General features: G+C 50.7%; 11 protein-coding genes. All 11 read right to left on the bottom strand.

What is annotated here, in order from left to right:
• Window positions 1-72: 72 nt before the first annotated feature.
• The gene (locus MKX98_RS04175; protein ID WP_194540862.1) at window positions 73-891 is read right to left on the bottom strand and encodes a carbohydrate ABC transporter permease; all 819 of its coding nucleotides are present in this window, start codon (window positions 889-891) and stop codon (window positions 73-75) included.
• Complete coding sequence (locus tag MKX98_RS04170) at window positions 891-1757, bottom strand: sugar ABC transporter permease (RefSeq protein WP_220686593.1); 867 nt, start codon at window positions 1755-1757, stop codon at window positions 891-893. The genes MKX98_RS04175 and MKX98_RS04170 overlap by 1 nt, the downstream gene beginning before the upstream one ends.
• A 53-nt stretch (window positions 1758-1810) precedes the next feature.
• Complete coding sequence (locus MKX98_RS04165) at window positions 1811-3031, bottom strand: extracellular solute-binding protein (RefSeq protein WP_194540860.1); 1221 nt, start codon at window positions 3029-3031, stop codon at window positions 1811-1813.
• A gap of 204 nt (window positions 3032-3235) precedes the next feature.
• A complete protein-coding gene (locus MKX98_RS04160) occupies window positions 3236-4096 on the bottom strand; it encodes a transporter substrate-binding domain-containing protein (protein WP_071221923.1) in 861 nt (286 codons plus the stop codon).
• A 205-nt stretch (window positions 4097-4301) separates the two neighbouring features.
• Window positions 4302-6269, bottom strand: coding sequence for a methyl-accepting chemotaxis protein (locus tag MKX98_RS04155; protein WP_339221552.1), 1968 nt, complete (start codon window positions 6267-6269; stop codon window positions 4302-4304).
• Window positions 6270-6727: 458 nt separating this feature from the next.
• Window positions 6728-7948, bottom strand: a complete 1221-nt coding sequence (locus MKX98_RS04150) for a sn-glycerol-1-phosphate dehydrogenase (RefSeq protein WP_339221550.1) — start codon at window positions 7946-7948, stop codon at window positions 6728-6730.
• Window positions 7945-8712 (bottom strand): glycerophosphodiester phosphodiesterase family protein, encoded by a 768-nt coding sequence (locus MKX98_RS04145; protein ID WP_339221548.1) that lies wholly within the window; start codon window positions 8710-8712, stop codon window positions 7945-7947. The genes MKX98_RS04150 and MKX98_RS04145 overlap by 4 nt, the downstream gene beginning before the upstream one ends.
• A 26-nt stretch (window positions 8713-8738) precedes the next feature.
• Window positions 8739-10055: an ABC transporter substrate-binding protein gene (locus MKX98_RS04140; RefSeq protein WP_339221546.1), complete on the bottom strand. Its 1317-nt coding sequence runs from the start codon at window positions 10053-10055 to the stop codon at window positions 8739-8741.
• A gap of 61 nt (window positions 10056-10116) precedes the next feature.
• On the bottom strand, window positions 10117-10950 hold the full coding sequence (locus MKX98_RS04135; protein ID WP_194540854.1) for a carbohydrate ABC transporter permease: 834 nt from the start codon (window positions 10948-10950) through the stop codon (window positions 10117-10119).
• Between the two features lie 30 nt (window positions 10951-10980).
• Window positions 10981-11859 carry a sugar ABC transporter permease gene (locus MKX98_RS04130; protein ID WP_194540853.1) on the bottom strand — a complete coding sequence of 293 codons (879 nt, stop codon included), beginning with the start codon at window positions 11857-11859 and terminating at the stop codon, window positions 10981-10983.
• Window positions 11852-12907 carry an ABC transporter ATP-binding protein gene (locus MKX98_RS04125; protein ID WP_339221543.1) on the bottom strand — a complete coding sequence of 352 codons (1056 nt, stop codon included), beginning with the start codon at window positions 12905-12907 and terminating at the stop codon, window positions 11852-11854. Before MKX98_RS04125 ends, MKX98_RS04130 begins: the two co-directional genes overlap by 8 nt.
• Window positions 12908-13209: the final 302 nt, after the last annotated feature.

The following is a 13209-nucleotide window of genomic DNA, read 5'->3' as shown; positions in this document are numbered from 1 at the left end:
CACCCTCTATCCTACAGCATCCGGTTCAGGCTCCGTTGATCGAAAGACACTTGGATATGACCGAGCCGCTCCTTATTTCACAGCTCCCTGCGTAATGCCATTGATGATCCACTTCTGCGCGAACAGATAAATGATGATCATCGGCAGCATCGCCATCAGATATGAAGCAAAGGCCAGATTGAAATCTGTATTGAACTGCCCCTGGAAAATATACTGCACAAGCGGCAGCGTGTAGGAATCCGTATCGCTGATAATGATGAGCGGCAGCAGGAAGTCATTGTAAGTCGAGAGGCAGATCAGAATGCCTACCGTCGCATTGATCGGTGCCATAATCGGGAATATGATTCTCCAAAAGGTTCCCCAAGTCGACGTACCGTCCACCCGAGCCGCTTCCTCCAGCGCTACCGGAATGGATTTAATATAACCTACATACACAAATACGTTAAATGCCAATGCATACACCGTATGCAGGATGGTCAACCCGACCAGGTTCGTCATATTGAAACCGGCTGTCAGCTTGACCAGCGGCAGCATAATAATCGGGAACGGAATGAACATAGCGCTGATGAAATAGAAGTATAAACCCTTGAAGAACTTTCGGTTCATATTGCGGGCAATGGCATAAGCGACAAGCGAATTGGTTAGCAGGGTCAGTACCACCGTTGCCGTTGTTACCATCGCACTATTGCCCAGCGCGTTGAAGAAATTGGTCATTCGAATGGCATTCGTAAAATTCTCAAAATGAAGCTCCTTCGGCAGGCCGAACACGGAAGCCAGCATGTCCTCCGGCGTTTTGAGCGCAATCGTGATTGTCATATACAGCGGGAACAGGATCAGTATCGTCCCCAATGTGATGAGAATCATCACCGTCCAGTTGGTTTTCGTCCGCATTACATGTCCCCCTCTCTTCTCTGCAGGAACCGAATCTGCACAATCGATATCGTGGCAATCAGGATGAAGTAGATCACGGAGTTCGCGGATTGATAGGCAAACTCCCCTCCCTCGAAGCCGCCGGTGTAGATCAGATGGGAGATGGACTGCGTGGCCCGGCCTGGACCGCCGTTGGTAAGGGCGACGATCTGGTCAAAGACCATCAGGGAATTCTTCATCGCAAGCACCATGTTGATCGTAAAGAATGGCGCGATCAGCGGAAACGTTATTTTCCAAAATTCCTGCCAGCGGTTCGCCCCATCGAGGTTGGACGCCTCGTACAGTGTTTGAGGGATAGTCTGGAGCCCCGCGAGATACAGGATCGTGTTATATGCTATGCCCTGCCATACCGCTACCACCACGATACCGATCCAGGCATGCTGTTCACTGCCCAGAATATTGGTGGACAGCCATTCGATCCCCAGATTTTGGCCCCAGATGGTAAACACATTCGAGAACAGATAGTTGAAGATGTAACCAACGATCAGCACACTCAGAATATTCGGAAGAAAGTAGATGCCTCTGAGGAAATTCCTCGCTTTGATTCTGGCATTTAGCCCCATGGCAATCAGCAGACTGAAGATGTTGATCAGGATGGTTACCACGACCGCGAATTTGAATGTGAACCAATACGCATTGCCCACGTTGCCGTCCTTGAACAGATTGATGTAGTTCTTGAATCCGATGAAATCGAAGTTATCGCCGAATCCATTCCAGTTCGTGAAGGAGTAATACACCCCCTGCAAGGCCGGCAGTGTCAGAAATACGAAGAACAGCACGACCGCTGGCACGGTCATCAAATAATAAGGCATAAGACGCTTGTTCATGTTGGGTCCTCCTCAATGCTCATGGATATCGTGTCACAGCGTTGATCGCTCCGTTAGCGTCTGTCCGCTACCTTGTCCCATTCGGTGTCCAGCTTCTGTAGATACCCGTCAATGTCCCTGTTCTGGAGGAAGGATTGGATCACCGAGTTCAGCTGCACAGCGGCAGGAATATAGTGATCGGCAAAGTCGATAACTTGGCCCCGCTCCAGATAAGGCAGCAGCTCTGCAACGGCAGGATCATCCTGCGTTACGCCCTCAACGGTCGAGAACAGCGTTTGCTCCGTAATATATTGCTTGCTATTCTCAGGCTCCAGCAGAAACTGAATGAAACGCTGAGCCTCCTCTTTATGCTTCGAATCCTCGGAAATAGCCAGTAGAGTATCAACGCCCGAAATCAGTTTATTCTCCTCCGGATGATCGCCGGTTGGCAAAGGAAAGAAGCCGATCGGCGCATCCGGATTGGCCTTCCGGATTTCCGGAATTGCCCAGGTTCCCTGGATATACATGGCCGATTCACCCCTCGCAAACCCCCGGTTGCCGTCCGCGTAGTTCTTGCCGAAGTTATCCCCATGGCCATAGTCCATCAACGCGAGCTGCTTCTCCGCAATCTCTCGATACTTCTCGGCAAACGTTACCGTGCCTCCCCGGCGATCCATGTAAAACTCTATGCCTTCCAGATTGGATGCCAATGCGTTAAACGGCAGCACCGTCTGCCAATCGTCTTTATAAGTGAAATAAAACGGGATTATCCCCGCATCCTTGGCCTTCTGCGCCGTAGCTAACAGCTCGTCCCAGGTCTTGGGAACGCTGAGCCCCAATTCCTTGAAAATTTCCGGATTGTACATGACGCCGTTAGCGTTCGTTGAATAAGGAATGCCTGTAACCTCGTCCATCCCCGCTACGTCTTTCAGCATCTGAACATAGGTCTCATCCACCTGACTCAGCAGCGGATTATTCGTCAAATCCATAAATATGCCGCTTTGCGCAAGCAATGAATACGTATCGGTTGCACCCATGCCGATAATGTCAGGAATATCATTCTTGACAACTCTTGTCTTGAGTACGGTCTCCGCATCCGGCGGATTCACCTGAACAACCTTGATCTCGGACTGGGATTGATTAAATTTCTCAATTAGTGCGTCAAAGGAGCCCTTAGCCTCAGGCTTATTCTGAAAAAATTCAATCTGCACGCGTCCCGATTCCTCTTTTGCACCGCACGCGGCCAGCATCAATACCATCACCAAACACGCCGCGATCCTTGTACCAAGCTTCATGGTCTGCCCCCCATTTCATATCCTGATGTAGTTTTGGTCAAAGTCCATGTCTATTTACTACCCTTTTTGCTTGGTTGGTAAACCTCCCGGACGCCGAGGGGACGCCCTCTTCACTTTATTGGACAAAACAAAAAAGCCAGCAGACCAGGCTCTTCAGCCTGGTCTGCTGGCAGGGATTGGCTATCTGCTCATAGCCTGATTAACCTACTCCAACCATTTTTTATGAATGTCCGCAAACTTGCCTTGCAGCTTCATTTCGTCAATCCACATTTCCAGATAGCTTGCATATTCAAAGTCGCCGCGAGGAATCATGTAGCCTTTTTCACTGTTCGTGAACGGCTTATCCGTCAATGCAGCATACAGTCTGGAATCTGCTTTTGCATACGTAATCGCTTCGATCGTATCGGTAATCATCACATCATACGTACCGTCCGCCACCAAATGCGGGATATCCAGATTATTTGGAACGACAGTCACATTAGCTTTCGTCAGATGCTCGCGTACGAACACCTCGTTCGTTCCGCCCGGATTCACGCCAATGCGAACCGAAGGTTTGTTAATGTCTTCAATCGTCAGGTATTTGTCCTTGTCTTCAGCACGAATCAATGGGGCTTTACCGAAGGAAATGTACCCTTGGGATACATACGCCGTTTTTTGTCTTGCCGTGTTGCGGGTAACGCCGCCCACTGCGATATCGAATTTATCAGCCTGCAGGTCTTTCATCATGTTGGACCATGTGGTGTTGACGTAACGAACTTCCACGCCTAGATCTTTACCGAGCTCTTCCATAGCGTCAACGTCATAACCTTCATACTCTTTTGTAGCAGGATTTAAATATGTAAACGGTTTGTAATCCCCTGTCATACCAACCCGGATATAGCCTCTTTCGATAATTTCGTCGAGCTGGGAAGCCGATTGTTTCTTAAGTTGTCCGGGTGCATTGGTCGAAGCTGATTTAGCGGATACCTCCGGTGATGTGAGCACTTCGTTTGCAGCAAAACCCGTTGCCACCAATGATAAGCTGACTACCCCTGCTAGTAATACCTTTTTCCAATTCTTAGCCATGTCTTCATTTCCTCCAGTTTTCATCTAGTTGTACATCGTGATGCCCCTTGGTTGGCAGCGGCATCGATCTGCCTGAAACACTCTGATCATCGTCTTGCTGGTACTTTCCGTGACTTACTGCCTTCCACGTTACGATTTGAGCCTCTTTTCTTCCAGGCATCCCCCCTCTCAAGTACCCATACGTACGGTCCATAAGAACGGAATGTTAAAGCCTGAATTTGGCAAGCTCTTTGCTAAGCTCCTGAGCGACCGTCTCCAGATGTTTAACGGAGTTCGAAATTTCCTTGATGGTTGAGATTTGATCTTCCACAGCGGCAGACACATTTTGGGCGTCGCTGGAAGTCAGATCTGCGATGGATTTCAGCTCTTCCACCGAAGCGCTGACCTGTTCGGATCCCGCCGACATTTCCTCGGAAGCTGCCGATACCTCCAGAATATGGTCAGCCACGTTGCGTGTCGCACTCAAAATGTTATCGAATTTCTCGCGCACCTCTTCAATCAGCGCAATTCCATCCTGTACATCCTTCCGGCTTACGTCCATCACCTGTACGGCGTTAATTGTGTCCTCGCGGATTTCCGTTATCAGCTTCGCGATCTGATCGGTCGATACCTCGGATTGTCCAGCCAGTTTCTTGACTTCTTCAGCCACGACTGCAAAGCCGCGTCCATGCTCGCCTGCTCTGGCTGCTTCAATCGAAGCATTCAAGGATAGCAAGCGAATCCGGGAGGTCACTTCCGTGATGAAGCTCAGAATCTGCTCGATTTCGGAAGAACGCTCATTCAAGCGCTCAATTGCCGTGCCGACCTTGGTCGTGCCCGCGCCGATGTTGCCGATCTGCTTCACCGCTTGTTCAACGACAACCGATCCGGTCTCCGCTTGACTTGCCGCCTCCTGTGCAGCTTCAGATACCATGGAGGACGTTTCGGCTATTTTGACGATCCCGCTAGCCATGTCACTCATCGATACGGCGATTTCGTTGGAGCTTGAGGCGTGAGCATTCGCGCCGCTGGCAATTTGACGAATGGAGGCGCCGATACGATCCACGCTGTTCATAGCCGTCTCCACCCCGCTCGAAACGGTCTCCGTTACCGACATAACTTGTCGGGAGGAATCATTCACACCGAGGACCAGATGCTTCAGATGCGATACTGTCTGGTTAAAATCGCCGGAAAGGACGGCAACTTCATCCTTGCCGCTAACCTGAATGGTCTTGGTCAAATCTCCTGCCGCAACTTCCTTAACTGCCGTGTTGAGCCTGCGGATCGGCCGGACGATCTGTGCCGTGAACCAAACCGCTGCACCGGCGGAAACGACCAGCGCGGCAACGGAAATAATGACTAACGTAACCGACATCTCCGTGATCGGAGCATTCAGCTCCTTGGTCGGTGCCGTTACGAATATGCCCCAATTCAAATTGGATGGAGCGAAAGCAGCCGTGTATTCGACGTTATCCAGAACATATTCGAATTCTCCCATCTCTCCTTGACGCACCTTGTCAAAAGCTTGCGATAATTCCGTGCTCTCCACGTCTTCGACCTTCTTTTGAAGGACGAAATCCTCTGATGGATGCCACATGAACGTTCCCGCTTTGCTTAGAAGAAATGCGTATCCGGTATCTCCGAAGGTTTGGGAGGATACTTTTTTCTGCACCTCGTTGATCGGAAGCGTAGAACCCATATAACCGTACTGTTTTCCATCCTTCATTAACGGAATGATCATCGTTACGATGTTGTTGCCCGTACGCTTGGAAAGCACCGGCTCCGATACAACCAGCTTGCCTTCGCCCTTCCCGGCCTCCTGATAATGAACGCGATCGGATACATCGGTCACTTCACCCAGAAAGTTAATGACATTCTTCCCGGTCAAATCGTACGAGAAGAAAAAGGTTTCGAATTCCGGGTTCACTTCCTGCGCCGCTTGTATCAATTGCATGTCTTGCGCTTTATTCCCCGTGACGAATTTCCCCACGCTTTCAACCTTTGCAATTTCCACGTCAAGAAATTGGTCGATCTGAAGCGCAAGCTTCTCCGCGCTAAGCTGCGCTTCTTTGTCCAGGCTCTCCTGAAGCAATACGGAGGACCGGTTGTAAGTTACGGCAAAGACGGATCCAAGACTGACGAGCAAGAGCAAACAAATCATTGTAATCATTTTTTGCTTGAGACTCTTTAGCATGCTGTAAACCCTCCCCAAAAATAGTGCCTGGGTCCTATCCGATCATTCGTCCAAAATTTTTGCAAGTGCTCTTTTTTCTGTAAGGACTTTCTCTCTACAAACAAAAAATGAACAAATCACATCGAAAAATCATGGTATAAAATGGTGAAATAAGACTCCACTTTATTAGTTATCGGTAGGGTATGTTCGTTTTTTGAGAGGTTAATGAGACATTTTACACAATTCGACATCAACGCGAGAAAGCGAAAATCCATGAGTCCATCTAGTTCAAAAGATTTAAATATATATAAATATTTTCATACATCTTTAGTCCCTGCCAATATATAGCGGGATTTTCCTGAGTTTATATGGAACGGAGGAATAGGAGCACGGCTAAGATAAGAGCAAAGAAGGCTGTCCCCTACCAAGCAGAATAATCCGCTTTTAGGGAACAGCCTTATTTCATTGCATGAGGATTCTTAATTTACGAACAGATATCCTTGTTCATTGTAAGCATGGAGCAGCGTGTACCGGCTGTTTCGAACCTTGTGAGCCTCACCCAGGCTCCGCTTCAACAATTCGCTCTTGATCGGAAGCTCCGACACCCCAGCCGGTCCGCCGACCGTTCGCATCATATCAGCCAGCTCTGCCGGCTCCGGGATTTGCGTTATATGCAACCGGATTTCATTCCAGTGCTGCGTGATCCGAAGTGCAGCGTCATCCGCACCCTGGGGGGCGCCTTTGTTCAACTCAAGCCCCTGTTCCCCGAGACGGTGATACAGCTTCGAGATTTCCACGCAAGCGGCACCTACCTTGGCACCGTGCAGCAGCTGCTTCTCCCCCAGCCGGATAAACTCCATCTCCCAATAGTGGGACAGATGATGCTCCGAGCCTGAAGCCGGATGGGATTGACCGAACAGCAGCATGGCTAAGCCGGATTCGACGAGCGCACCCATTAAGAGGCGCACCCCCTCCTCGGTTCGCTCCGCAATCTGTTTCATCCCTTTCACGCACTGGTTAAGCGCAGATCGCGTAATATCCGCCGAGATTTGCAAATAGGGTTCATCGGCCACCAGGCTTCCGAATTTCCAGTCGAACAGGGATGTATACTTGCCCAGCATATCACCGAACCCGGCTGCGGTAAGCTGTGGGGGAGCCGACATGAGAATATCGACGTCTGCAAAAATCGCGCTCGGTCCAATGGCCGGAATCGTTTTTTTCTCCCCTCGTATAATGATGGGTGCTCCCTTGGAATTAAATCCATCCACCGAAGCGGCCGTGGGTATAGAGATGAACGGAATACCCGCGGTATAGGCAGCATACCGGCTAATATCATGAATCGTTCCCCCGCCTACCGCCAGCACCGCCTTCGCCCCGCTTTGCTGGATATCCAGTATGACCTGAATCAGGGAAACCTCATCCGCGATAACATCTCCCTTCCGGTCCGGATGAAGCCTGGTGACTTGGACCTGAATCGAGGATTTCGTGAGCAGGCTCGCAAGCGGCTGGCCCGCTACGTCATAGGTATTGCCGTCGACGACCATCACCACCGAGGTCCAGCGTTTCGTCTCAAGGTAACCCGCGACCTCGCGCAGAGCTCCGGACTGGATCTGAACCAGCTCCACTTCATCCAGATTCGAAAGCTGCCTAGCAGGTAAGTCCGCCGCCAAACTTCGGACATTCGATAAAATGGAGGTCATATCGGCGTGCCCTTCTTTCCGATCACAGCCATCGCCGGCAGCGGGTCATTGCAGGTCATGCCGGTAACCCCGCATTCCAGCGAATAGCGGACACCCTCCTCATCGTCCGGACAATAGCTCCAGACCAGCAGTCCCTGCTCCTGAAACCGGGCAACGAGCTCCGGCGTAAGCAGCGACATCTCCACGCCGATTGCCCACATCTTGGAGTAGGTTCCATCCTCGCCGAGGACAAATCGGGACATTTTCTCGCCAGGAAAACCCTGGGTCTTCAGTCCATGCGTATCATGAATATGGGTCAGAACTTCTGCATCGAAGCAGGTGAATACACAGCGCGGCAGGTACCCGTATCGGTTCAGCACATCAATCGCCAGGTCTGCTGCCTCTATAGCATCAGGGCTTGGCTTAATCTCCACGTTGCACAGAACTTCGGGATATTCCCGGAGCAGTTCGCATAGCTCCGCAAGCGTCGGGATCTTCAATCCCTCAAACTCCCGAGCGAACCAGCCACCCGCATCGAGGGATTTCAGCTCTGCAAGCGTATAATCCCTCACCTCGCCGGCGCCGCTCGTCGTGCGCTGAACCGTTGCATCATGGATAACCACCACTTCCTTATCCCGCGTCAGCCGAAGATCAAACTCCAGCATATCTACCCCTAACTCCAGCGCCTTGCGAAAGGCCAGCAGCGTATTTTCCGGATAAGCTGATTTATACCCGCGATGTGCAGCCACCATCGTACAGGATGGTTCCCGTAGTCGTTCGATCATATGTCCTGCCACTCCTTTACCAGTTGTTATTGGGCCAAAATCCGTTCCGTCTCTTTCTTGAAGGTATCCAGCGTAGCCGGAATATCCTTGCTGTCGTACATGATCGCTTCCATGGCCGAAAAGAACTCATGCATAATCTCCGGCCATGCTACGTCCTTATTGGTATCGGTCGCAAATTCCAGCTGTTCATAGGCGACTTTGCGGTTCGGTTCCTTGGCCCACAGCTCTTGGATCTTCTCCGACTCTACCATCTTCTTCGTGAAAGGCAGATAACCGGATTGCAAAATAAATTCAAGACCGCCTTCCTCTTCCATCTCCATCCACCGGATGAACTCCCATGCCGCTTCCTTGTTCTTGGAAGAAGACAGCATCGTCACATTCGCGCCTCCGGTCGGATTCGCATATACTTCGTCCTTAGGCAGGAATGCCGTCACGTAATCGAAATCCACCGCGCTGGACAGCCCGCCAATCGATCCCGTCGATTGATACATCATTCCGACCTTGCCTTCCACAAACATGCTGTTCACAATGTTGCCGGAATCCTGAGCCGGCGGATAATACAAGGCGCCTGTGCTTTGCAGGTCTTTAAGGTAAGTGAACATCTTGGCGCCTGCGCCGTTATCCCCGAAGCCGATCGACGTATTATCATCGTTGAAAAAAGTGCCGCCAGCCTGCGAGATCATGGCAATCGGATACCAAGTGTCATAAGGCATCGTAACGCCGTAGCGCTTATACTCGCTGCCTTCCTTAACCACCAGCGCATTGGCGACCTCCTTCAGCTCCTCCCATGTGGTCGGAATTTGAAGACCCTGCTCATCCAGCAATGTTTTGTTCACATGCAGAATCGGGGTGGAACGGTTCAGCGGCAGCGATACTAATTGATCATTGAAGGTGGAGTGTCCCATCAGTCCCGGCGTAAAATCTTCGACGCTGATGCCAGAGCCTTCTAGATAAGGCGTCAGATCTTCAAGCACTTCCGAATCGGCGAACATCTGAACGTAGGCTCGCTCCAGCATACTGACATCCGGACCGGTATCGGATGCTATCGCTTGCTGCAGCTTGGTTACCGTCTCGTCATAACTTCCCTGGAAGGTGCCTATCACCTCGATATCCTCATGGGATGCATTAAAACGCTGGATGAGCGCGTCCATGTATTCCCCGTTCTTGCCGCCCAGCGAGTGCCAGAACTGAACCGTGGTTTTCCCTTTGTCTCCGGACGGGGCTTCGGTTCCCCCGCTACCCGGGGCTTCGCCTGGATCACTGGAAGTTCCCCCGCCACCGCATGCGGCAAGCAAACTGAACAGCATGATGACGGATAGCAGTGTATACCATTTGGATTTCATATGACTCATTCCTCCATTAATTATTCGATTATGAATTGCTGAACCCTGTCATTTCCTGTAATTATTTAATGCCTGAATAAACAAAAGCCTTCACGATGTGTTTCGAGCAGAATACATACACAAGCAGGATCGGCACCACCAGAATCACATTCCCGGCCATAATGATATGCCAGTTGCTGATGCCCTCAGTCTCCCTTAGCATGGCGATCCCCAGGGTCAGCGGCCGGACAGCAGCAGAATCGGTCATGACGAGCGGCCAAAAATAGTCATTCCAGTGGCTGACAAAGCTGAACAGCGCAATGGTAGCCAGTGCCGGCTTCGACATGGGAATCATGATTTTTCGAATGATTTTGAATTCACTCGCATTATCAAGGCGGGCCGCTTCAATGATTTCCTCCGGAATCTGCATGAAATATTGCCGCAGCAGGAAGATGCCGAAGGCATTCGAGATGAACGGGATAATCTGCGGCAGCAGGGTTTTGACCAATCCCCAATCGGCCATCATCAGATAGACCGGAATGAACGTCACCTGGCCCGGGATCATGAAGGCCAGCAGGATCATGCCGAACAGCAGCGTTTTTCCCGGAAACTTATACTTGGCAAATGCATACGCGGCCGGGATCATGATCAGGAACTGCAGAACGATGATGGATCCCGTGACAACAACCGAGTTCCTGAAATAGGTCAGAAAAGGACCTGCCTGCATCGCCTCCGCGAAGTTGCCCCACTGCGGCGAGGCTGGAATCCACGTTGGCGGAAACGTCATCGTTTCCCGGAATGTCTGGAGCGAGGTGGAGATCATCCACAGAAACGGGAAGATAAATATCATGAGCACCGCGGCTTTCAGCAAATAACCTAGCATTGTCCATACGATTTTTAAGTCAAAGGTCTTCAAACTGTGCCTCCTTTCTGCATGGCCAAAGCCTTATTGATAATGGACCTTTTTGGACAGCAGCCGGAAATAAATGAACGTGAGCAAACCGATAATGGCCATAAGCACAACGCCTGTCGCGGCAGAATAACCAATATTGGTCGTCCGGAAGCCGTATATGTAATACACAAGCGTAGTCGTTGCATTATTCGGTCCTCCGCCTGTCATCACCTGAACGGTATCGAAGACTTTGAAGGAACCGATCGTCATGATGATCAGGATAAAAAACAGCTGCGGCGAAATCATCGGCAATGTGATTTTATAAAACACCTTGAACCTGCTGGCATTATCCAGCGCCGCCGCTTCATAAATGCTTGGCGATATGCTCTGCAGGGCTGCCACGATAATCAAGGTGTAATAGCCGATAGCCTGCCAGACCGATACGATAATGACGGAAATCAATGCGGTCTTGGAGCTTTGCAGCCATGCGGACGGCGGGAGTCCCACCAGCTTGAAGATATAGTTGAGAAGTCCTTGATTCGGCTCCATCAACCACAGCCAGACCAATGAGATCGACACAATCGAAACGACGTGCGGCGTAAAAATCCCGGCCTGAACGACCGAATTGAAACGCCCCTTCTTGTTAAGCCATACCGCAATCAGCAAGGATAGCAGCATGGTTAGAATAACGACGCCGACTGTGTAGATGGACGTGTTCCAGAGCGCTTTGTAGAAATCCCCGCGGCCCAGAATCTGGGTGAAATTGTCCAGTCCGACGAATTTGCTCTTATCCTTGTTCATCAGGTTGTATTTGAACAGGCTTAAGTAAATCAGATAACCTACCGGATACATCACAAACAGTATGATACCAGCCATGGCCGGCGCGATCAGCACATAGGGCCTGATCCCTTCCCAGATCCGCTTCTTATCCATGAGCCAGCCCTCTCAGCCGCTCCATGAACTCCCTATAGCGGACGTCCTGCGCTTCGATCCGGTTCTCATCCGCTCCGAAGAAAAACAATTTATCCGCCGGTACGCCGAGATGTACCTCCTGATCGACATGGAACTGGTCATCCTGACACTTCACCATGAATGCCTGGCCCTCCGTTGTCCTCACCTGATAAATCGTCTCGGATCCCAGCATTTCGCGCGTGATGACCTCCCCCTTGGTCGTATAATGAAACGACTCCGGTTCTGTGCCGATCACGACGCTCTCCGGACGGAATCCGAATGTCGCGCGATCGTCGCCAAGCGGCGCAATGTTCATGGGGGGAACCCCGATAAACTGGGCCGCAAACAGATTGCTGGGCTCCCGGTACACCACTTCTGGCGGCGCTTCCTGCTGAATGACGCCTTTGTTCATAAGCACGATGGTGTCTGCCATCGACATGGCCTCGATTTGGTCATGGGTCACATAGACAAAGGTCGTTCCCAGCTTCTTATGCAGCTCAATCAGCTCGATCCGCATCTGAACCCTGAGCTTGGCATCCAGATTGGACAACGGCTCATCCATCAGGAAAACGGACGGATTCTTAACCATCGCCCGGGCCAAAGCCACCCGCTGCCGTTGTCCGCCGGACAAGGTGGATGGCTTGCGATCCAAGTAATCGTTCAGTCCAACGGTTGCCCCTATAGTCTCCACCAGACGTGTACGCTCGGCTTTGGGAACCTTGTTGTTCACGAGACCAAACTCGATATTCTCGCGGACCGACATGGTCGGGTAGATCGCGTAATTCTGGAATACCATGGCCACGCCGCGTTTACCCGGCGCAATGCGCGTAACATCCTTGCCATCGATAAGAACGGAACCGGAGGTTTGAGGGTCAATGCCCGCGATCATCCTTAGGAGCGTTGTTTTCCCGCAGCCTGACGGACCGACCAGCACGGTGAATTTTCCGTCCTCGATGGTAAGGTCCAGGTCCTGTATGACGGTTTGACGATCAAACGACTTGCTTACTTTCACAAATTCAATGGATGCCAAGAGCGATCCCCCTCACGAAAGTGTAATGATGCTGTCATGACAAGCGAATAATAAATGAATCCATAAAAATGAAATCCCTTACATGCATCTGATAATAAGTACGCACCAAATGCACATGTAATGATCACTTTTGTTCATTTTTATTTAATTCGATTGTAGATGTGCAATATTAGGAGAGTGTTAGACCTTCGTACGGATTTTGTAAATTCGCTTCGCATCAAGGGATTTAACATGGCATTAACATACTGGGAGTACACTAGATAGACATGGAATCCTTAAGCATAAAAGAGCAAAAGTGCGCA

The organism is Paenibacillus sp. FSL W7-1332, from assembly GCF_037969785.1.
Lineage (GTDB): Bacteria > Bacillota > Bacilli > Paenibacillales > Paenibacillaceae > Paenibacillus_AQ.
The sequence above is the reverse complement of the archived record's forward strand: the minus strand, read 5'-3'. Positions and strand labels throughout refer to the sequence as shown.

What these genes read in the sequence shown, in the direction of transcription:
- MKX98_RS04155 (WP_339221552.1), bottom strand. Translation starts at nt 6,269, where the DNA reads ATGCTAAAGAGTCTCAAGCAAAAAATGATTACAATGATTTGTTTGCTC.
- MKX98_RS04130 (WP_194540853.1), bottom strand. Translation starts at nt 11,859, where the DNA reads ATGGATAAGAAGCGGATCTGGGAAGGGATCAGGCCCTATGTGCTGATC.
- MKX98_RS04140 (WP_339221546.1), bottom strand. Translation starts at nt 10,055, where the DNA reads ATGAAATCCAAATGGTATACACTGCTATCCGTCATCATGCTGTTCAGT.
- MKX98_RS04145 (WP_339221548.1), bottom strand. Translation starts at nt 8,712, where the DNA reads ATGATCGAACGACTACGGGAACCATCCTGTACGATGGTGGCTGCACAT.
- MKX98_RS04175 (WP_194540862.1), bottom strand. Translation starts at nt 891, where the DNA reads ATGCGGACGAAAACCAACTGGACGGTGATGATTCTCATCACATTGGGG.
- MKX98_RS04150 (WP_339221550.1), bottom strand. Translation starts at nt 7,948, where the DNA reads ATGACCTCCATTTTATCGAATGTCCGAAGTTTGGCGGCGGACTTACCT.
- MKX98_RS04165 (WP_194540860.1), bottom strand. Translation starts at nt 3,031, where the DNA reads ATGAAGCTTGGTACAAGGATCGCGGCGTGTTTGGTGATGGTATTGATG.
- MKX98_RS04170 (WP_220686593.1), bottom strand. Translation starts at nt 1,757, where the DNA reads ATGAACAAGCGTCTTATGCCTTATTATTTGATGACCGTGCCAGCGGTC.
- MKX98_RS04160 (WP_071221923.1), bottom strand. Translation starts at nt 4,096, where the DNA reads ATGGCTAAGAATTGGAAAAAGGTATTACTAGCAGGGGTAGTCAGCTTA.